At 71.4% G+C, this 19,255-nt stretch carries 18 protein-coding genes; 6 read left to right on the top strand and 12 right to left on the bottom strand.

Features of this window, described 5'->3' with window-relative positions:
• The first annotated feature begins 14 nt into the window (after nt 1-14).
• Complete coding sequence (locus ACF088_RS15045; RefSeq protein WP_392376206.1) at nt 15-1,343, top strand: M64 family metallopeptidase; 1,329 nt, start codon at nt 15-17, stop codon at nt 1,341-1,343.
• Between the two features lie 54 nt (nt 1,344-1,397).
• Here the strand turns inward: ACF088_RS15045 and ACF088_RS15050 are convergent, their stop codons facing one another.
• A complete protein-coding gene (locus tag ACF088_RS15050) occupies nt 1,398-2,930 on the bottom strand; it encodes a sigma-70 family RNA polymerase sigma factor (RefSeq protein ID WP_392376207.1) in 1,533 nt (510 codons plus the stop codon).
• 397 nt (nt 2,931-3,327) lie between these two features.
• On the opposite strand from ACF088_RS15050, the gene ACF088_RS15055 reads away from it, so the two are divergent.
• A complete protein-coding gene (locus ACF088_RS15055) occupies nt 3,328-4,254 on the top strand; it encodes a CAP domain-containing protein (RefSeq protein ID WP_392376208.1) in 927 nt (308 codons plus the stop codon).
• A gap of 116 nt (nt 4,255-4,370) precedes the next feature.
• Here ACF088_RS15055 and ACF088_RS15060 read toward each other — a convergent pair whose 3' ends face one another.
• A complete protein-coding gene (locus ACF088_RS15060) occupies nt 4,371-5,021 on the bottom strand; it encodes a hypothetical protein (protein ID WP_392376209.1) in 651 nt (216 codons plus the stop codon).
• Nucleotides 5,022-5,352: 331 nt separating this feature from the next.
• On the opposite strand from ACF088_RS15060, the gene ACF088_RS15065 reads away from it, so the two are divergent.
• Nucleotides 5,353-5,862, top strand: coding sequence for a MarR family winged helix-turn-helix transcriptional regulator (locus tag ACF088_RS15065; protein WP_176956618.1), 510 nt, complete (start codon nt 5,353-5,355; stop codon nt 5,860-5,862).
• A gap of 10 nt (nt 5,863-5,872) precedes the next feature.
• On the opposite strand, the gene ACF088_RS15070 is transcribed toward ACF088_RS15065, so the two are convergent.
• The 8 genes from ACF088_RS15070 to ACF088_RS15105 all read right to left on the bottom strand — a co-directional run bounded on the left by ACF088_RS15070 (nt 5,873) and on the right by ACF088_RS15105 (nt 14,077).
• Nucleotides 5,873-7,135 (bottom strand): amidohydrolase family protein, encoded by a 1,263-nt coding sequence (locus ACF088_RS15070; RefSeq protein ID WP_392376210.1) that lies wholly within the window; start codon nt 7,133-7,135, stop codon nt 5,873-5,875.
• On the bottom strand, nt 7,132-7,659 hold the full coding sequence (locus ACF088_RS15075; RefSeq protein ID WP_392376211.1) for a nuclear transport factor 2 family protein: 528 nt from the start codon (nt 7,657-7,659) through the stop codon (nt 7,132-7,134). Before ACF088_RS15075 ends, ACF088_RS15070 begins: the two co-directional genes overlap by 4 nt.
• Nucleotides 7,660-7,736: 77 nt before the next feature.
• Complete coding sequence (locus tag ACF088_RS15080; protein WP_392376212.1) at nt 7,737-8,414, bottom strand: O-methyltransferase; 678 nt, start codon at nt 8,412-8,414, stop codon at nt 7,737-7,739.
• Nucleotides 8,411-9,352, bottom strand: coding sequence for a TauD/TfdA family dioxygenase (locus ACF088_RS15085; protein ID WP_392376213.1), 942 nt, complete (start codon nt 9,350-9,352; stop codon nt 8,411-8,413). Before ACF088_RS15085 ends, ACF088_RS15080 begins: the two co-directional genes overlap by 4 nt.
• Nucleotides 9,349-10,920 carry an AMP-binding protein gene (locus ACF088_RS15090; protein ID WP_392376214.1) on the bottom strand — a complete coding sequence of 524 codons (1,572 nt, stop codon included), beginning with the start codon at nt 10,918-10,920 and terminating at the stop codon, nt 9,349-9,351. Before ACF088_RS15090 ends, ACF088_RS15085 begins: the two co-directional genes overlap by 4 nt.
• Nucleotides 10,907-11,557, bottom strand: coding sequence for a thermostable hemolysin (locus ACF088_RS15095; protein ID WP_392376215.1), 651 nt, complete (start codon nt 11,555-11,557; stop codon nt 10,907-10,909). The genes ACF088_RS15090 and ACF088_RS15095 overlap by 14 nt, the downstream gene beginning before the upstream one ends.
• 28 nt (nt 11,558-11,585) lie before the next feature.
• Nucleotides 11,586-12,590 carry a methyltransferase gene (locus ACF088_RS15100; RefSeq protein ID WP_392376216.1) on the bottom strand — a complete coding sequence of 335 codons (1,005 nt, stop codon included), beginning with the start codon at nt 12,588-12,590 and terminating at the stop codon, nt 11,586-11,588.
• Nucleotides 12,591-13,465: 875 nt separating this feature from the next.
• Entirely contained in the window at nt 13,466-14,077 is a 612-nt protein-coding gene (locus tag ACF088_RS15105) for a flavodoxin family protein (RefSeq protein ID WP_392376217.1), read from the bottom strand.
• A 631-nt stretch (nt 14,078-14,708) separates the two neighbouring features.
• Here ACF088_RS15105 and ACF088_RS15110 point away from each other — a divergent pair.
• A complete protein-coding gene (locus ACF088_RS15110) occupies nt 14,709-15,005 on the top strand; it encodes a hypothetical protein (protein WP_392376218.1) in 297 nt (98 codons plus the stop codon).
• Nucleotides 15,006-15,438: 433 nt separating this feature from the next.
• Here the strand turns inward: ACF088_RS15110 and ACF088_RS15115 are convergent, their stop codons facing one another.
• Complete coding sequence (locus tag ACF088_RS15115; RefSeq protein WP_392376219.1) at nt 15,439-15,822, bottom strand: DUF3662 domain-containing protein; 384 nt, start codon at nt 15,820-15,822, stop codon at nt 15,439-15,441.
• Nucleotides 15,823-15,993: 171 nt separating this feature from the next.
• Between ACF088_RS15115 and ACF088_RS15120 the strand changes: the two genes are divergently transcribed.
• Together ACF088_RS15120 and fabV are read left to right on the top strand one after the other, a co-directional pair.
• Nucleotides 15,994-16,560: a GNAT family N-acetyltransferase gene (locus ACF088_RS15120; RefSeq protein WP_392376353.1), complete on the top strand. Its 567-nt coding sequence runs from the start codon at nt 15,994-15,996 to the stop codon at nt 16,558-16,560.
• Between the two features lie 539 nt (nt 16,561-17,099).
• On the top strand, nt 17,100-18,308 hold the full coding sequence (gene fabV / locus ACF088_RS15125) for an enoyl-[acyl-carrier-protein] reductase FabV (protein WP_392376220.1): 1,209 nt from the start codon (nt 17,100-17,102) through the stop codon (nt 18,306-18,308).
• 471 nt (nt 18,309-18,779) lie between these two features.
• On the opposite strand, the gene ACF088_RS15130 is transcribed toward fabV, so the two are convergent.
• The gene (locus ACF088_RS15130) at nt 18,780-19,217 is read right to left on the bottom strand and encodes an ATP-binding protein (protein WP_392376221.1); all 438 of its coding nucleotides are present in this window, start codon (nt 19,215-19,217) and stop codon (nt 18,780-18,782) included.
• Nucleotides 19,218-19,255 lie beyond the last annotated feature (38 nt).

Here is a 19,255-nt window from a genome sequence, read left to right on the forward strand (position 1 = left end):
GGGAGGGACCCCCCATGCGCTCACGCACCTCCACAGACATCCGCAGACGCCTTTCCCTACGCACCGCGGTGACCGCCGGCCTCGCCGCGGTGGCGCTGGCGGCGACGGCCGCCGCGGCCACGGCCCAGGGCGCCGCCCCGTCCCCGCACGGGCACCGCACCCAGCAGGTCGAGTACTTCACCGGAGCCGGCGGTCACCCCCGGCACACCACCGTCCCGGCCTCGAAACCGGTCTCCCCTTCCGACAAGGCCGCGATCGCCGGCGACGGCGACGTCACCTCGATCGTGCAGAACGGTCCGGTCGGCACCAAGCTCGACGTGGTCTTCATCGGGGACGGCTACACCGCCGACCGGCAGGAGGACTTCCACGCAGACGTCCGCGCCAAGTGGGCCAAGATCTCCGCCGTCGAGCCCTACGCCTCGTACGCCGGGCTGTTCAACGTCTGGGCCGTCGACGCCGTCTCCAACGAGTCCGGCGTCTCCGGGGACCCGACACAGGACGTGGTCCGCGACACCGCCCTCGACTCCGCCTTCTTCTGCGACGGCACCGAGCGGCTGCTGTGCGTCGACACCGGCAAGGTCGAGTCGTACGCCGCCAAGGCCCCCGCCGCCGACCTCGTCGTGGTGCTCGCCAACTCCACCAAATACGGCGGTGCGGGGTACAACGACATCTCCTCCCAGGCCGGTTACGACGGGATCGCCACCGCCTCCTCCGACAACGACCGGTCCGACCAGATCGCGGTGCACGAGACCGGCCACTCGCTCGGCAAGCTCGCCGACGAGTACGACTACGGCCAGTCCGGCACCTACTCCGGCCCCGAACCCGCCGAGGCCAACCTCACCACGCTCTCCGCCGACCAGCTGACCGCTCAGCAACAGAAGTGGTACCGCTGGATCGGCCAGCAATCGCCGGACGGCGGGGCGGTCGGCGCCTTCGAGGGCGGCGGCTACTACCAGTACGGACTCAACCGCCCCACCGAGAATTCGATCATGAGGACGCTCGGCCGGGAGTTCAACACCCCCGGCCGTGAGGGGATGATCGCGGGCTTCTACCGCTACGCGAGCGTGCTGAGCAGCCCCGTGGCCACCGACCGCGCCATATCCCGCACGGCGCGTCTCCATGTCGGTGCACCCGACTCCGCGAAGGTGACGTGGTATGTCGACGGCCGCGAGCGCAAGTCCGCACGGGGCAGGCACACGGTCGTGGTGCGGGCCCTCGGCGTCCCGGCCGACCGCCGCACCCATACGGTCACGGCCAGGGCCACCGACCGTACGGCCGCGGTCCGTGACCCGGCGCTGCGCAAGCAGCTCTCCGGGGCGCTGAGCTGGCGGGTCACCCCCTGACCACCAACTGGCCACGCACACCGGACGAGCAGCCGGTGCCCCAGAGTGCGCAGGTCAGCGCGGTGCCGCGAGGTCCTGGGTCCACCAGGGCCCGCCCGCTCCCTGGACGACACCGATGCCGACTGAGGTGAACTTGCAGTCGAGCAGGTTGTTGCGGTGCATGGCGTCGCCCATCCAGTCGTTCACCGCCGCGGCGGCGGTGCGCGGACCCCGGTCGAGGTTCTCGCCCCAGCTGCTCCACTGATACCCGGCGGCGGTGATCCGCTCGTCGGGGCCGGTACCGTCCGGGGTGTCGTGCTCGTAGTACTGACGTGCCGCCATGTCGGCGGAGTGGCGCCGCGCCGCGGTGTGCAGTCTCCGGTCGATGTGCAGCGGCCCGCAGCCGGCCCTGGCCCGCCGGAGGTTGATGAGCGAGGTGGCCTGTTCTTCCAGGCTGGGCGGGGTGGGGGTCGGCCGGGCGGACGGGGTGGGCGACGCGGTGGCGGTCCGCGACGGGGACGGGGTGGGGGTGGGTGTGGCGTCTGGCGTCGGCGGGGGTGTGGTCACGGTACGGGCCGCCTTCGGCTCGTCCGTCCGTTCGTCCTTCCGTTCGCCCGGCGGCGTACCGAGCGACCACCACAAGGCTGCGGTGACGGCCACGGCGAGCGTGGCGGTACCCGTCACGGCGGTGCCCTTCTTCACCCGGCGGGGCCGGGGCAGCAGCCGCTTCGGCAGCGGGGGCACTCCGGACGCTCCGGACGCTCCGGACGCTCCGGACACGTGGTGCGCAGGCGCCGCGGTGGCCGACGCCGTCGCGGCGGTGGGGGCCAGGGCGGCCGGCGGAGCGAGGTGCGCAGGCAGGGGCAGCAGGGCGAGGCCGGCCAGCAGTCCTTCGGCGGGCAGGAGGTCGTTCCAGTGTCCGGAGCAGGCCGCGCACCGGCGGGCATGGCGGGATATGCGTTTGCGCCAGAGGGCGCAGGGTTCTTTGTCCCAGGTGGCGGTCACCTGGGCCAGATCGGGACATGGCGGACTCGCCGAGAGCGCACGGACCACCACGCGTCCGGCCTCCAGCTGCTCCTTCATCCGCTGCACCCGGACCGCCGCGTGGCGTGAGTCGATGCCGACGGCGGCGACCAGCTCCGGCCTGGTGATCTCCCCGGCGGCCTCCAGCCACCACAGGGACAGCAGTGACCGGTCCCCCTCGTCCAGCCACCGGGTGGCCGCGGCCACTTCACGACGCTGGCCGGACAGTCCCAGTTTCAGGATGGTCAGGTCCACGAAATCGGCGGAGCGGTCGGCCCGTTCCGGCGCCTGGTCCCAGCCGACAACGGGGGTCTTGCGGTCGGCGGTCCACCGGCGGCGCACCTGGTTCATGGCGATCGCCACCAGCCAGGAGCGGAAGGAGGCCGGCTCCCGCAGGTCCGACAGCGACTCCAAGACGCGCAGCATGGTCTCCTGCACCACGTCGTCGACGTCCGCATGGCCGTCCAGTGCGCGCCCCACGACGTTGTAGATCAGTGGCAGGTAGGAGGCGATGAGCTCCTCCCGGGCATGCTCGTCCCCGGCCTTGGCGGCCTCGACAGCAGCCGTCCCGTTTTCCTGCTTCACGCCCATTCACCCTGTTCATTCGTGCGTACTCGTAGCCCCCGCACTCAGGTGACCCCGCGAGCCCATCGCAATAACAGAAAAACCTACGCGGATCCGGGAAGCGGCCGCGCCCCGGGCCACGCGCGCGGCTCAGTCCGGGTGCCGGCGGCCCGGCCAGCCGCCGGGGCAGCCGCCCCTCGACGTGACCACTGAGGGGTTGCGGCGCCGCTGCTGAAGGGGTGCGGCGTGACCGCTGAAGGGTTGCGGCGTGACCGCCGAGGGGCCGCGAAGAAATTCTTGCGAGCTTTTCGTTATCGGGTCCCGCTCCCGGGATCTCCCATGTGCCGGCCCCCACGGACCACGCGCCACGCGGCACCGCCGGGCCGGCAGCTCCCCAGCCCCCACAGGAAACGGAACCATGAACAACGACCACCTGCAGACGGAGTTCCACGACGAAGCCCCGACGGAGGGCGGCCGCCGGGCGAACGGCTCCGCCGCACCGCGGCGTTCCGGCCCGTCCGGCCCCGGCGGCCGCTCGGGGGGCCGGCACGGACGGAGCGGCGGTCAGCACCGCGGCGGCACGCACCCCCGGCGGAAGGCGACACTGCTGGCGGTGGCCTCGGTGATCGTCGTGGGCGGCTCGGGCGTGGCGCTGATACGGCCCGACTCCGGAACCGACCAGGCGCTCGCGGCAGACCAGTCCGCGCCGGCGGCCCCGACCGCCACCACCTCCACTCCCCCGGCGCCGACCGCCTCGCGCCCGGCCAAGAGCCACCAGCCCTCGGCCTCCCCGTCCGAGGCGAAACGGCACGACAAGCGGCACTCCGCGCCCCGGCCGCACACCTCACGCACGGGCCGCAGCGCGGACACGGCCAAGAGCGCAACGCCCCGCGCGGCCCGCCCCGAGTCGGGAACGGGGGCCGCCGCCCCGGCCGGAAGCCGGGCCGCGACGGGCACCGCCGCGGCGTTCGCGCAGAAGGTCGTCGAGCTGGTCAACGCCCAGCGGGCGCAACACGGTTGCGGTCCGCTCACCGTCGACCCCCGGCTGCAGGCCGCGGCGCAGGCGCACTCGGACGACATGGCCGCCCGCAACTACTACGAGCACAACACCCCGGAAGGCGTGGACCCGGGAACCCGGATGACCAAAGCCGGTTTCCCGTGGAGCAGTTGGGCCGAGAACATCTTCAAGAGCCCCAAGGATCCGTCGACGGCGATGAAGGGCTGGATGGACAGCCCGGGCCATCGCGACAACATCCTCAACTGCTCCTACAAATCCACCGGAGTGGGCGTGAACCTCAGCGCCAACGGCCCGTGGTGGACCCAGGACTTCGCCACCCGCTCCTGACCGGCCCGGGACGCCTCGGCGCCGCCCCGCCGCTTCTGCGGCCGGGGCGGTGCCGGGGTTCGAGCAGTCCGGGCCGGGGGCCGGGCCGGACTGCTCGCAGCCCGCGGCCCTGCGGGTCAGCCGCCCGCCGGGGCGAAGGTGCGCCCGAGGAAGCCGTCCAGGCTGCGGCGGGCCGCGTCACCGTGCGGACCGGCGAAGATCTCGGCGGCGTGGAGGGTACCGGGCAGGACCGTGACCTCGGCCTTCGGGAAGCCGTGGGCGACCTCGCGCAGCTTTCCTTCGTCGGAGAGCGGGTCGTCGGCGGTCCCCAGGAGCAGCAGTTCGCCGTCGTAGGACGTACCGCTCCCGGCGGCGTAGCCGCCCAGTGAGGCCAGCGGGCTGATGCCGGCGACTCCGGCTGGGCGGGCGGCGCGGTCCGTGAGCATGCCGAGCATGAGCGTGCCACCCAGGCAACCGCCCACCCACGCCACACTCGTGGTGCCGCGCGACCGCAGCAACCGGGTCGCGTCGGCCACGGTCCGGCGGCGGTCCCCTCCCCAGTCGAAGGTGACGACGTGGTAGCCGCCGGCCGCGAGCCGCTTGGCCTCGGCCGCCCATTCACAGGCATCACCCCAGGAGATGGGGGCGAAGACGACGCCGTGCGGACCACTGCCCGTGGTGACCAGACGGCCGCGCCCCGGGGAACCGGGCAGGCGGTACGCGGTGGCGCTCCGGACGCCGCGGAAGCACGACGGCAGCCGGTCCGGTGCGGCGCTGAACTCTGCCATTCCGATGGTTCCTTCCTCCCCGGAGCGACGGGTTTCCGCCATCGCGCTCTCTTGTGGGGCCGTGTCCCCGGCGCGGCCGGCGCAGGCGGAGGCGCCGGTCAGAGCGAGAGCCAGGACCGCCGTCATGGCCAGGGCACGCCTCGTCGCACGCTGAAACATGGGAGAAGCATAGAGAGAAAGCATTGGGAAAAGCTATATTAAAAGGTAACTGGAAAGCTTTTCACAGTGTCCACATCTGGCGACCACACAGTCTCCCCAGGTCAGAACGTGCCTGTCCGGGCGGTGGGATATCTTTGACCTGAGCTATGAGGAAGAGGGAAGGCGGTTCGCGGTGGAGCCTGACCACGTAGACGAGATCATCTCGGCATGGGGACACGAGCTGCCCGAAATCGCCGGTCTCCCACTGGAACTCGCCAAACGCACCGCCCTGTTGGTTTCGGCATTCGACGTCGCCGCAAGCGCCGAACTGGAGAAGCTGGGGCTGACCCAGGCCGAGTACGGAGTGCTCGCCACCCTGCGACGGATCGGCGCTCCCTACCGCCTCAAGCCGACCGAGCTCACGCACGCGCTCCTGCTGTCCTCCGGGGGCACCAGCAACATCATCAAGCGCTTGGTGGCCGCCGGCTATGTCACCCGCGCGGCGGCCGAGGACGATGCGCGCAGCAGCTGGGTGCAGCTCACGCCGAGCGGGGTGGAGACCGCCGAAGCGGCGGTGCGCGCCACCACCGCCGTGCACGCCCGGCTCGTCGACCGCATTCCGGAACGCACCGCGAAGGCCCTCAGCGAGCAGCTGCGGATCGCGCTCGCCGCCATCGAGGAGGGCGTGCTGATCCGCCGCTGACGCAAGGGCGTCAGCGGTCGGCCAGCCGGTCGCGCAGGTCCTGTGCCCGTGCCAGCAGCCGCGGCAGTCCGGCGTACACCAGCTGCCCCCGCCGCTTGGCGATCCGCCCGCCGACCATCACGGTGTCGACGTCTGCGCGATCCATCGACGACACGACGGCCGCGGTGGCGTCGTACACCGGCGCCACACCGGGCCGGTCGGTGCGCAGCACGATCAGATCCGCCTGCTTGCCCGGGGCCAGCGAGCCGATGCGGTCCGCCATCCCGAGCGCCTCGGCGCCGCCGAGCGTGGCGAACTCCAGGACCTCCCGGGCCGTGAGCAGGGGTGCGTCCGGGCCCGCATGGCCTTGCAGGGCCGCGAAGCGCGCGATCTGGAAGGCGGCCCGCAGCTGCGTGAACATATCGCTGGGCGCGGCGACTTCGACGTCCACGCTGAGGCTGGGCCGCAGGCCGGCGGCCGCCGCCTCGGCGAACGGGGGCAGCCCATGGCCCATGGTCATTTCGATGGCGGGCGCGACCGACAGTGCCCCACCGCTGTCATGGATCAGCTGCAGCTCACCGGCGTCCATCCCGGTGCCGTGGATGAACACCGCTCCGGGCCGCAGTACGCCGAGGCGGCGCAGCCGGGAGACCGTGCTGCCGCCCCGGACGTGCAGGGCGGTCGGCAGGTCCAGTTCCCGGGCCAGGCCCCAGCCGCGCCGGATGGTCTCGTCGCTGCCGGCCTCGGCGTTGAGCGCCATGGTCACCAGGCTGTCCTTGGCGTGCAGCCGACGGGTACGGACCCGGTGGGCGTCCTGTGCCGTGCCGTGTCCGTAGGCGAAGACACTGCGCAGCCCGGAGTCGGTGAGCGCATCGAGCAGCGCGTCGGTGTGCTCCTCGGTCGGCTTGGCGATGTTGGAGATGTCCTGGACGGTGGTCACCCCCGCGTCCAGGGCGCCCAGCGCACTCAGCAGGTTCCCCAGGTGGAGGTCGTCGGCGGTGAGCCGGGGTGCCAGGGTGTGCAGGACGGTCGCGAAGTACTGGTCGAGGGTCTGGTCGGCGCCGCTGCCGCGCAGCGCCGCCTGCCACATGTGCCGGTGGGTGTCGACGAAGCCGGGGAGCACCAGGCACCCGTGGGCATCGATCCGCTCGTCCACCCCCGAGACGTCGATGCCGGGGCGTACGGCGGTGATCCGGCCGTCCTCCACCAGGATGTCGGCGGACGGCAGTTCACCGAGGGCCGGGTCCATGGTGAGGACACGGCCCCCGGTGATGAGCGAACGAGCGGTGCTCATGCAGTGCCCCACCCCTGGGGCGGTGCCAGGCGGCCCAGCTGGAGGTTCCAGTATTCGGTGTTGCGCCGGCAGCGGCCATCGGGGGCGAAGAGCAGGATGTTGGACTCCAGGAAGGTGACCCAGTGGTCGCCGTCCGGGTTGATGGCGGGGGCCTTGAGGGTGACCCAGAGTTCGACGGCCGCCCGGTTTCCGGTGACGACGGGGGTGCCGTGACGGCCGCTCATCTCGCTCTGGCCTGCGGTGATGTCGCGCCAGTAGCGGCCGATGGCGTCGCGCCCGCGGAAGGTCTGCGCCGGGATGCCGGGCACCGCCTCGTAGACGGCGTCCGGGGTGAAGAGCCGGACCGCGGCGGTGTCGTTCTTGGTCCGCCAGGCCTCCAGATAGGCGTCGGTCCAGCGGGAGACATCGGCGGCGGTGAGCCGGCCGGTCCGCTCGGCGGCGTGTGCGGCCGGTGTCACTGCCGCCAGGGGCAGGGTGGCGAGGCCGGCCCGGAGCAGGGTACGGCGGGGGGTTCGGGGGTTCACGGGTGTTCAGTGCCCTTTCCGTGCGTACGGGGTGGCGCGGCCGGCCGGCCCGAGCGTGCAGCCGGGCCGGCGGCGCGTCATGCTGCGTCCTGCAGGCGGAGGGAGAATTCGATGCCGTCGCCCAGCGGAAGCTGCTGGGAGAGGTAGCCGTTTCCGGCGGTGCGGACGTGGTCGGTGAACTCGGGCGGCAGCATCGGCAGGTTGTCGGAGACGACCAGGGAGCCGGCCCGCAGTGCGGGTTCGAGCACCTTGAGGACCGGCAGATAGAGCTCCTTCCATCCGTCCAGCAGCACCAGGTCGACCGGACCGGGAAGCGCGGCGAGCTGGTCGCGGGCGTCGCCGGTCCTGATCTCGGCGTAGGCATCGAGCCCCGCGCGCGTCAGGTGGCCGCGCGCCCGGTCGGCCTTGCCGGGGTGCAGCTCCGAACCGATGATGCGGCCACCGCCATTGTCGCGCAGCGCCGCCGCCGCATAGAGCGTCGAAGCGCCGAAGGAGGTACCGAACTCCACCACGAGGGCCGGCCGCAGGCTCCGTACGAGCTGATACAGGAACGTGCCGACCTGCGGGTGCACGGGCAGCGCTGCCCGGGCGCACAGCTCGGCCGCCTGCTGGGCGGTGGGCGGCTGCGGCCAGTCGGCCGCGGTGGCGTAGGCGCGCTTCATCACGTCCGGATCGTTGTGCTCGGCGGTGCGGGCGATCTCGTCCAGGACGGCGCCCACCCGCGCGTCGTCGAGCCCGGTGGGTGGGGTGGTCATCGCTGTGCCCTCCCGTCCCGCACGGCGGCCGGCAGCGCGGGGTCGAGGTAGCTCTGTGCGTTGTAGATGGTCCGGTCGGTGTCGAGGATCTCGCGCCGGCCGTGCATCACCCGGGTGTTGTCGATCAGCGCCAGGTCACCGTCCTGCCAGTCGAGTTCCTCGGTCAGTTCGGTGGTGAGCCGGCGGAATTCGGCGAGCAGTTCCTCGGGAATCCCGGTGCCGTCGGCGAAGGTGATGCGCGGGGCCTCGTAGTTGTACGAGGGGCCGAAGATGCTGTTGGCCCAGGCGAGCCGGCTGCCGAAGAGCGTGGCACGGGCGGCGCCGGTGCGGAACGCGTAGTGGAGGGAACCGTCGTCATGGAGCTGGAGGGTGGTGGACACGTTCCTGCCCACCAGCTCCTTCATATCGGCGAAGGTGATGTCGTCGAGCTTCTTGCGGCCCTCGGTCTGGTGGCAGACGAACGCCTTCCACTGGGGCTCCGCCACCCGGCGGCTGTACATGATGTCCTTGATGCCGAAGACCGCGCGGGCCGTGTCGCCGGCCGCGTCCCAGACCCGGTAGCCGTCGCAGACCGTGGTCTGCGAGCCCCTGGCGGCGGCCTTCTCGCACAGGAACCAGGTCAGGTCGGGGCCGAAGGGGCTGTTGCCGTTCTCCAGGTGGAGGCCGACGGCGCCGGTGCCCGCGTCGACCTTCTGCGCGACCTCACCGCCGTGGAAGGAGCGCGCCGGGTCGAGGGTGATCCGGCTGGAGTGCGCCTTCACGAACGAGGTGAACTCCGCCAGGTCGGTGTGGAAACCGCGGAAGAGCAGGAAGCCGGCGTCGGCGAGCAGCCCGGTGACCCATGCGGGGTCCAGTGCACGCAGCGTGCGGTCCCCGGCCGGTTGCACGAGCCGGCCGGTGGCGGCGCCGTAGGGCCGGACGTCAGCGATCGTGGTCATGCGTCAGCTCCTTGGTGGTCGTGCAGCGTTCCCTCGGTCAGAGCGGTGCGGATGGCTGCCCGCATGGGCCTGCCGGTGACGGTGAAGAACCTGCGGTAGAAGCGCTCGCCGGCCACCACGAGGTGCGGAACGGCGACCCGCTCCACCTCGGAGAGGTGCACCTCGCCGAACTCCCGGACGGCCGCCTCGGCCGCCGCGAGGTCGGTGGACTCGTCGACGAGGAAGAGTCCGTGGAGGACGGTGAGCCCGTCGCCGACCACCGCGACGGCGCGGACGAACGGGAGTTGGGCGTATTGTGCCTCGACCCACTCGGGAGCCACGTTGCGGCCCGCCGCGGTGATGATGACGTTCTTCTTGCGTCCGGTGATGCTGAGGAACCCCTCCTCGTCGAGGTGGGCCAGGTCTCCGGTGCGGAGCCAGCCGTCGGCGGTGAGGACGAGGCTGGAGGGGTCGTCGCGGGTGTAGCCGGCGAACAGCGAGGTGCTGCTGACCAGGAGTTCGCCGTCGTCGGCGATCTGGACGCGGACGTGCGGCAGCGGGCGGCCCACGGTGCCCAGGCGGCGGGCGGCCGGGGTGTTCCAGCTCACCACGGAGCTGTTCTCGGAGAGGCCGTACCCCTCGTGCACGGGGAGGCCGTGCTCCTCCAGGCGGCGCAGCAGCTCGGGGTGCACGGGCGCACCGCCGCAGCAGATGAGCGGCGCGTCGGGAGTTCCGAACAGGGCCGGTGCCACCGCCCGTCCGCCGTCCGCGGCCTCGTCCGCGGCGGTGGCGAAGGCATCGACGAGCGCGGGTGTGGCGACCATCGCGGTCGGCCGGGACGCCGCCACATACGGCAGGGCGTCCGCGGGGGCCTCCGCAGCGGTGCCGACCAAGGCCTTGCCCGGCGGCATCAGGACGAGCGTTCCGCCGTCGAGCAGCACCATGTAGAGGCCGGTGACCTGCTCGATGAGCAGGCTGAACGGAACGAGGGAGAGATAGCGGGCGAAGGCCCCACGGGGCATCACCGACCGTAGCGAGGCCAGCAGTTCGTTCAGCGCCCCCGCCCGGATCCGCACGCCTTTGGGGCGCGAGGTGGTGCCGGAGGTGTGGATGACCTTGCACTCCCAGTCCGCCCGGCCGGCGTCGGCCGGCGGCAGCACCAACGGCGCGGACGGCACGGGCTCGTCCGTGGACAGCGGCAGCACCGTGCAGTGCGGGCCCAGGACCCGGTCTCTCCCCCACTGCGTCAGGCGCTCCTGACCGGCCGCGTCCGCCAGGCACAGATCGGTCTCCTCCAGGAGGCCGGCGGCCTGTTCGGCGGAGAAGGCGAGCGGGACCGGCACCTCGATGGCGTGTGCGGCGATCACCGCAAGGTCGGCGACCACGAATTCGGGGGTGTTGCCGCAGACCACACCGATGCGCAGTGGCCGGCCGTCCCCGTGGCCGATCCGGTCGGCGAGGTCCGCGGCCCGGCGCGTGACCTCCTGGTAGCTGAGGGTCCGTGCCGCGACGCCGTCCTCCCCCAGTACCTCGACCATCGGGCGGGCCGACTCACCGAACCTGACCAGGCTCTCCCTAATGGCCCGCATGCCCGGCCACCTCCATGGCGCTGATGCTCAGTTGGAGATCGGTGACCGAGTAACGCCCGGTGGTGTCGGAGAACAGCCGGTCCAGGGCGTTCAGCGCGATGACGCCGACCTGCGGCTGGTGGTCGTAGTACGAGCCCCAGCGCGCCGCCTCGTCCGGAGACAGCCGACCGGGGTCGGCGGGCCCGAACGGCACGAAGCAGATGCCGGTACGGCCCAGCGTGGTGATCAGGCTCCGGGTGACGGTGCACAGGATGTACTCCATGCCCAGGCACCAGGAGATGATCGGTGTGGCTCTGATCAGTTCGCGGCCGACCGAGACGCGGCGGGTGGCCAGTGCCCCCACCTCCACCACCCGCCTGCGGTCCACCGTGACCCCGAGGTGGGCCAGTACGGCGGCCTCGACTCCGGTGTCGAGATACCGCTCGGAGAACAGTTCCTGCTCCCTGCCGAAGGTGAGCCCCGCGCAGGCCAGTGGCGGGCAGGGCTCCGCCGCCCCGCCGCAGGCCGGACGGGCGACGATGAACGAGTCGGGCCGGGGCGCCACCTCGGCGCCATATGCCTGGGCGTACACCTCACGAGCGAGGTCCGCGGCGTCCAGCCATGAGCTGGTCGCCCGGTGTGCCAGATCGATCTGCACGGTGCTCCCCCTTCCCCGGCTGCCGGCTCTACTTGGTGCCGACGACCAGAGAGACGGATGAGGGCAGTGCGATCCGCTCGACGGTCTTCAGGCCCGCCCCGGTGAGCCACCCGGAGATCTCCGGCAGGCTGTAGGTGCGGTCGCCGGAGCAGGCGTACATCGCCAGGGAGAACGCCGCATTGTGCTCGTCGAGCTGCTCGCCGCGGACGTCCTCCAGCACCACGATCCGGCCACCGGGCCGCAGCGCCTTCGCGGCCCGCGCGATCAGGTCCCGGTTCTCCTCGTCGGTGTGGTTGTGCACGATCTCGAAGAGGAAGACCACGTCATATCCGGTGCCGAGGTCGCCGCTGAGGAAGCTGCCGCGCTGGAGGCTGATCCGGTCGGCAAGCCCCGCCCTCTCGATCGCGGCTCCGGTGTCGGCGAGCGCCTCGGGCAGGTCGACGATGGTCGCGGAGAGTCCGGGGTGCCGTTCGCACATGGCCATGGAGTGCAGACCGTGCGAACCGCCCAGGTCCAACAGGCGCCGCGCCCCTTCCGGCAGCGGTACCGCATCGACGATGGACTGCACCGTCAGGCGCGACTTGACCCGCATGTACGCGGAGAAGTCCCGCCCGGCCTCGGGGTTGCCGGCCCAGCGCTCCCACAGCGACCGGGCGGGCTTGCCGTCCCGCACGGCCTGCGGCAGATCCCACATGACGTTGGTGAGTTCGTAGGCCCACAGCAGCGCCGGGGTGAAGTCGTACTCGGCGTCCTTGCCCAGCCAGCGTTCGGCGAGCGGGCCGTTGCGGTAGCGCCCGTCCTCCAGGGTGAGCCAGCCCAGGACGGCGGCGACATCGGCCACCGCCCGGGTGCCGTCCGTGCTCGCGCCGATGGCCTTGGCCAGCTCGTCGAGGGTCTGGGGACCGTCCTCCTCCAAGGCGGTGAAGATGCCGAGCTTGGCGGCGGAGGTGAGTGCCGCGTAGCGGATGGTGGACCCGATCACCTCGTCGATCGGGTTGCCCGCCAGCTCGGCGTCGGTGGTGGTCTTGAACATGGCTGATCTCCTCGGGATGGCAGGTGACAACGGCCGCGCGGACGGTACGCGGCCAGGACATGCCGTGCTCGCGGCGGCCCGCGGGCCCGGTGAAGGTGATGGGACTGCCGAACGGGGACGAGCTTCAGCCGGCCGGCCGGGGAGTGGATACGCCCGGGGGCGAACCGGCTCCGGCCGTGCCACGCGGGCGCGGCGAGGTACTCCGCGCCGTGGCGGCCGTGGTACTGCACACCGGTGGACGGGCCCACCGGGTGGTGTTTCCGTTTTCGGGCCCGGCCGTGGCGCCCCTTGACGACACCGCACCCCGGCCGGAAACGCCACCGGCGATCCGCCGCCCGGACATCGCGGAACCCTCGTATCGGGCCCGGCTCTTGCCCGCCGACTTCGTGTGCGAGGCCGGTGCGGGGCCCGGCGGCAGTGTTTTCAGCGGGGGGTGCAATCGGTGGGAAAGGTGCGGTGCGGGGCCGGGTGATCAGGCGTGACGGAGCGGTGCCGCGGGCCCCGTCACGGTCTCCCGGAACGCGCCGGGCCCGGCCGGCCCCGGACGCACCCGGACGGGAAGCGCCCAGGGCCGCCCCTGAGCGGAGATCGAGGACCGCCACGGGATCCGCGACCGTCCCCTCGGGAACCGAGCGGCTGACGGCATGGTCGCTTCCGCGCGCCTTTCCCTTCGCCGGACCGTCGTTGTCGGGGCCGGCGTGGCATGAGCCACCACACCCCCGTGCGGCAGCCGCCCCGATACCGGCGTGACGGCTGCACGCTGGGTCGCGGGTCACCCTCGGACTGCGCGTCCGCGTACAGCGCCAGGTTCACCTGACGGCCGTTCATCGGGTCCCCCTCCCCGGCGCAGCAGCCTCAGTACGCGTCGTGGACGGTCAGGCGGAGACCTCGTCGAACCCGACGGCTGCCCGGCCGGCCCGGTGAACGTGGGCGGTCTCGGCGATCCGGCGGCCCAGCGCCTCGGCGGTACGCAGATCGCTGGCGCACGGGGTGACCTCGGCCGACTCGTCGTTGTTGGACTGCGACATGGCGCCCAGCCAGCTGCCGAGCCGGTTGAGGTCCTCGGGGCTACCGGAGGAGGTGTTCCAGCCGCCGTACTCCGCGAGACCGACCCAGATCATGCCGTGCTGGGCGGCGAACAGCGTGATGTCGATCAGCGCGTTGAGCTTGTCGCCCGCCATGTTGCCGCTGTTGGTGAAGCCACCCGCGATCTTGTTCTTCCAGCGCATGTTGTCGCCCCAGACCTGACTGGTGGCCTCGACGAACGCGCGGAAGACGGCGCTGCTGCCGCCCATGTAGGTCGGCGTGCCGAAGATCAGGGCGTCGGACTCCTGCAGCACCTCCCACAGTTCGTCGTTCAGCTCGGCGAGGGAGACCAGGCGTACCTGAGTGTCGGGAACCTTCTCCGCACCGGCCGCGACGGCCGCCGCCTGCTTTGCGGTGTGGCCGTATCCACTGTGGTACGCCACCGCAACCTTGATCTGCATGCTTCTCCCCCACCCGGGATCAATACGATGTTTAGCTTTCACTAAAGCTGTTCAGAAAGCTTTAGGTGCTGGTTACGCTATCCATGCCCGCACTCCCAAGGCAAGCGCCTCCGGACAACACCCTGAAAAGAACAGGTAAACCGGCAGGTCGGAATAGTTCACCCGGCCACCTCCGCTTCTGCGCTCCCCACCCCCTGTGCGAGGCACCGGACACCCCGTCACCGCGACTGGCGTATCGGCACCTTCAACCGGGCGGCGAAATCGGACACCAGGGCACACCTGGCGACCAGGCGCGCATGGGGGATGCCGGCAGCCCTGGGCCGGACCGGTGACGCCTCGTCAAATGGATTCACGGCCGGGCCACTTCGGCACCACCGGGACGGGAAGAGCGAGGCGAGGTGCCCACCAGGAGGGGAGGTTGACCTCGCCCACGCGAAGGGGCCCCACTCACGAGAAGAGGGCCTCACCCGCAAGAAGGGGGCCTCACCCGCGAGGAGGGGCGAACATACCCCCCCTTGCACCGCGATGTGACGCGCGTCACACCATACCGTGTCATACCGCGAAGCGGCCTCATCCGTATGCAGGGTGACGGGCCCGCAAGGGGCCCGCCGCTACGGGGAAAGGACATCACGTGCGTAACAGGCGAATCCTCACCACTGCGCTCGCTGCCGCCGCGCTCACGGTCGTCGGACTGGGCGGCGCCGCTCAGGCACACGCCGCCGGCGGAACCGAGGCCGCACCGGCCGCCTTCCACCTCCAGGCCAAGCCGATGGACGGCCCGCCCGGAACCGTGTGGACCGGCAAGAAGTTCTGGACCCTCAGCGGCTGTCAGGCGGCGGGCACCGACCTGGTCAGCAGCGGCAAGTGGGCCGACCCCTTCTGCGACGGCTCGGGCCTCCAGTGGGACCTGTGGGCCCGGCCCCTGTAAACCCTCCGCCGATTCCGGCAGCTCACGGGTAGTCGCAGACAGCGGACCCGAACCGGGCGGTCCGTCCCGCGCAAGGCCGCGGGCACGGGGGGGGCGGCCGCCCGGCCACGAGGGGGACGGCCGCCCGGCCGGTCACGAGGGGGACGGCCGGGCGGCCAGGACGGACAGTCGGGCGGCCAGGAGGGGGACGGCCGCTCACGCCGGGGGGAATGAAGGCATGACACGTACGACGGTCGTCGTCTCAAGGGCCACCGGGACGCCCCGGAGCACGCCGACGTGGTCTACGTAGGGCGTGCGATGCACCGGGGCGGCCGGCGCCTCCCGGCGGCGCCGTTGGCCAGTCCGTTCCGCCCGGGCCGGGACGGGTCCCGAGCCCTGCGGGACGCGGAGTCGCCGAGCCGGGCCCGCCGGCTCGGCGAAACCCGGCTCCAGGTCACCCCCGGGGGCCGGCGGCACCGGCGGGAATGTGCGCGAGGGCCGCGCTCGATAGGCGATACCGTCCGTTCGGCACATCGCCGAGGGTGACATGGACGGTGAGGGGGCCCGCCCATTCATATCCACGCTCGGCGGCGTGCCGGGCCAGCACATCGGTCAGGTGCCGTCCCACCTGCCCGCCGCGTGCGGCCAGTTCATCGTGCACCCGTGGTGCAAGCTCGACGGTGTAGTCATTGGGCACGAGGACGCGGCTCTGGCTGCAGACGACCGCACGCTCATCGCACTCCCGCCGCAGCGCGTCGAAGAGCTGAACCGGGTCGTTCCGGAAAATCTTGGCCAGTAGCGCGCTCTCGTACTCCTCCACCACACGTTCCCAACGCATCAGCCATCCCATGGAGATCGTCTGCCCCGGGGCGGGGTGCGTATGCCGGCATGAGGCCGGTCCTGGCTCGTCGGAGACCCGCAAGAGGCGAGGCGGCGGGCCGGCCGTCCGGCCACAGGGAAATCCCTTGGCCCCCCTTGCACGGACAGCCACAATGGACGGGTGCCGATCATGACATTCCCGGAACCCGGTGTCCCGCCCGCACTGCGTACGCAGGTGGCGGAGCTGCGAGACGAGGCCTGGCCCCCGAACTCCCCTTCGGCGCCCGGTACGTTCGCCCACGACCCGGCCTTGCAGCCGGTGTCGATGCTGCTCGTCGACGGTGCCACAGTGCTCGCCGCACTGGACATCCTCACCAAGCAGATCGTCCATGACGGCGAGCGCTACCGGGCCGCGGGGCTGAGCACGGTGGTGACCCGTGGCTCCGCCCGCGGTCAGGGCCACGGCCGCCGTCTGGTCACGGCCGCCCACGAGGCAATGGCAGCAAGCGGCCCGGACCTCGGTCTCTTCACTTGCGACCGCCCGCTCCGGCCCTTCTACGAAGGCGCGGGCTGGCACCATCTCCCCGGCGCGGTACTGATCGGCGGGACGCCCCTGGCCCCGTTCCCCAGTGACCGCCCCGGCTTCGACAAGGTCACCATGGCCGACTTCTTCTCCCTCCGGAGCCGTCGTCACCGCTCCGCCTTCCCGCACTCCCGCATCGAGTTGCACCCGGGCGAGATCGACAAGCTCTGGTGATCTCCGCCGACGAGGGAGCGCTCGGACGGGGTACGTAGCGTCCAAACAGCGGGAACGCGGAAGATTCATGGTCGGTCACCGGGAGTTCCGCAAGACGACCGGTGACCCGCCGGACGTCTGCCCTCGAAGTCGTCTGCCCTCGAAACCCCCGGCCTTTCCGTAAGGCTCAGCCGCCCGGGTGCCCCTGCTGCCTCATCGTCCGGGGCCAGGACGTGGTGCGGTGGTGACCGACCCCATGAGGCGGCGTGAGCGTCCGGCACCGGCTCACCCCCACACCCTCACGCCGACGAAGCCTTCGACCGCACCGAGTCGAGACACCCGTATCGCCGTATCGCCGGGCCGGGGTGGGGTGCGGCGTCATTCGTGCGCGGAACACCCCGGGGAAAACCTCCAAAACCACCCCACCAACACTGTGCCCGCCGAGACGATCATGGGGAGGTATGGAGGCGCAGACTTGCGGACACGGTACGCGCTCCGGTGGCGGCCGCTCCACCTCCGCGACGAACTAGATGAACCGGACGAACTGAAGGACGTGCGTCATGAGCGAACGTGTCATCACCCCGCGCAGCCGCGGATTCCTCTTCCTCGACTCCCATCCGGCCGGCTGCGAGCGCCTGGTGCAGGAGATGTGGCAGGCCGCCCCCTCGCCCAGCCATGTATCGGACGACGCTCCGGTGGCGCTCGTCGTCGGCTCCTCGGCCGGCTACGGGCTGGCCGCGACGATCGCCGGCCTCGCCCATACGGGGATCCGCGGCATCGGCGTCTGCTTCGAGAAGGCCCCCACCGAGCGCCGCACCGCCACGGCCGGCTGGTACCGCACCGCCGCCACCGCTGAACTCGCCCGCCGGCACGGCCAGGAGATGGTGTTCCTCAACGGCGACGCGTTCTCCGACGAGATGAAGGAGCAGGTCTCCGATCTCCTCCGACAGCGTTTCGGGCGGCTGGACCACCTGATCTACTCGGTTGCCGCACCACGGCGCACGGACCCGGAGACCGGTGCCGCCTACGCCTCGGTCCTCAAGCCCATCGGCGAGCCGTACCGCACCAAGACCCTGGTCTTCGACGGTGACGGAACTCCGGAGGTCAAGGAGGTGGAGACCCCGCCGGCCGAGGGGGACGACATCGAGCAGACCGTGGCGGTGATGGGTGGCGCGGACTGGGAACGGTGGGTCGACCACCTCGCCGACCGTGGTCTGCTCGCCGACGGATTCACCACGGCCGCCTTGTCGTACATCGGCTCCCCCCTGACGGACGGGATCTACCGTCAGGGCACCATCGGCGCCGCCAAGTCCCACCTCGAAGCCACCGCCAGGGCGCTCGACGAGCGCCTCGACAAGCTGGTCGGCGGCCGCGCGGTGACCTCCGTCAACGGCGCGGCCATCACCCAGTCCTCCACCGCCATCCCCGGCATCGCCCTCTACCTCGGCCTGCTGCGTGGCGCGCTCGGCGAGGGGATGGTACCGCCGATTGCGCAGCTGGCCGGCCTGTGGGACCAACTGACGGGCGTCCGGCCGCTCGAAACCGATGAGGACGGCAGGGTCCGTCTCGACGGCTGGGAACTCAACAGCGCGGTCCAGGCCGCCGTCACCGAAAGGTGGGAGTCGGCCACCACCGAGACCATCACCCGCCTCGCCGACCTCGACTGGTTCCACGCCGAGGTCCAGCGCCTCTACGGTTTCGCGGTACCAGGCATCGACTACACGGCCCCGACCGCGATTCAGGTTCCCTGGCCGAACGCCATTTCCTGACTGGCCCCGGGAGACCACGGACATCACCGAGACACCGGCACCTCCGACACCACCGCCACCACCGACCGGAATTCTTGTGGTGGGGTGGGTTTGGTGTAGCCGCCCCCGTCCTCCCTGATGGGACCTGATGAGAGCTGACGGGAAAGGCGACTTCGCCGGGTGGACGAGAGGGTGCACGCTTCACGCGGATATTCCGCCGCGACAAGGTCACTTTTGCTGCTGACGGGCGAGTCCTGAGCGCGGGCTACGCGGGGCAGTTCCCGGCTTGCGCGACGCATTCGATTCCCTCGTCAAGGAATTCTGGCGGCGAACCATTCGCCGCCGAGGCGGCCGGTTCCTCATAGGGACAATCGGGCGGTCCAGCCGTGGCGCTATCCACCACATCTCCGGGGGCCGATCGGTCAACCCGGCGTCCGCCGCGGCACACCGCTGTGCGCTCAGGCCGTGGCTCATCGGCCACGGCCTGGCCGGTCACGCTGAGCCGCGCCCCCGGCGGGGAATGACCGCGGTCACGGTTTTACCGGCCGGCTCTTTCGTGATCTCCACGGCGCTCGCGATGCGGCAGACCATGGACCATCCAAAACCGCCGCCCTCACCGGTGACATCCGGAGTGCGGGGGCGAGGGAGAACCGGGCTGGAATCGCCCACGTCGACCACCACCGACTCCGGGCCCGCCCTCAACCGCAGCGTGCAAGTCTTTCCGCCTGCGTGCCGCACCGCATTGGTCACCAGCTCGGAGACGACCAGGATCACCGCCTCCCTCGCCTCCTTCTCCGTGGCGGGCTCCATTTGCTCCAGGAAGGTGGCGGCAAGGCGCCGTGCGGGCCCCACAGCCTCGGACCGGCAGTCGAGTTGAAGCTCCAGCACCGGCGACGCCGTCATGGTGCGAGGAGCCTCGGCGGTGCTCATGATAAAGCTCACCTCATATCGCGTCGTCTTGCCTTCAG

The organism is Streptomyces sp. NPDC015125, from assembly GCF_043080045.1.
GTDB lineage: Bacteria > Actinomycetota > Actinomycetes > Streptomycetales > Streptomycetaceae > Streptomyces.

Coding starts and splice junctions, on each gene's coding strand:
- ACF088_RS15045 (WP_392376206.1), top strand. CDS start 15: ATGCGCTCACGCACCTCCACAGACATCCGCAGACGCCTTTCCCTACGC.
- ACF088_RS15055 (WP_392376208.1), top strand. CDS start 3,328: ATGAACAACGACCACCTGCAGACGGAGTTCCACGACGAAGCCCCGACG.
- ACF088_RS15060 (WP_392376209.1), bottom strand. CDS start 5,021: ATGGCAGAGTTCAGCGCCGCACCGGACCGGCTGCCGTCGTGCTTCCGC.
- ACF088_RS15070 (WP_392376210.1), bottom strand. CDS start 7,135: ATGAGCACCGCTCGTTCGCTCATCACCGGGGGCCGTGTCCTCACCATG.
- ACF088_RS15080 (WP_392376212.1), bottom strand. CDS start 8,414: ATGACCACCCCACCCACCGGGCTCGACGACGCGCGGGTGGGCGCCGTC.
- ACF088_RS15085 (WP_392376213.1), bottom strand. CDS start 9,352: ATGACCACGATCGCTGACGTCCGGCCCTACGGCGCCGCCACCGGCCGG.
- ACF088_RS15090 (WP_392376214.1), bottom strand. CDS start 10,920: ATGCGGGCCATTAGGGAGAGCCTGGTCAGGTTCGGTGAGTCGGCCCGC.
- ACF088_RS15100 (WP_392376216.1), bottom strand. CDS start 12,590: ATGTTCAAGACCACCACCGACGCCGAGCTGGCGGGCAACCCGATCGAC.
- ACF088_RS15105 (WP_392376217.1), bottom strand. CDS start 14,077: ATGCAGATCAAGGTTGCGGTGGCGTACCACAGTGGATACGGCCACACC.
- ACF088_RS15115 (WP_392376219.1), bottom strand. CDS start 15,822: ATGCGTTGGGAACGTGTGGTGGAGGAGTACGAGAGCGCGCTACTGGCC.
- ACF088_RS15120 (WP_392376353.1), top strand. CDS start 15,994: ATGACATTCCCGGAACCCGGTGTCCCGCCCGCACTGCGTACGCAGGTG.
- fabV (WP_392376220.1), top strand. CDS start 17,100: ATGAGCGAACGTGTCATCACCCCGCGCAGCCGCGGATTCCTCTTCCTC.
- ACF088_RS15130 (WP_392376221.1), bottom strand. CDS start 19,217: ATGAGCACCGCCGAGGCTCCTCGCACCATGACGGCGTCGCCGGTGCTG.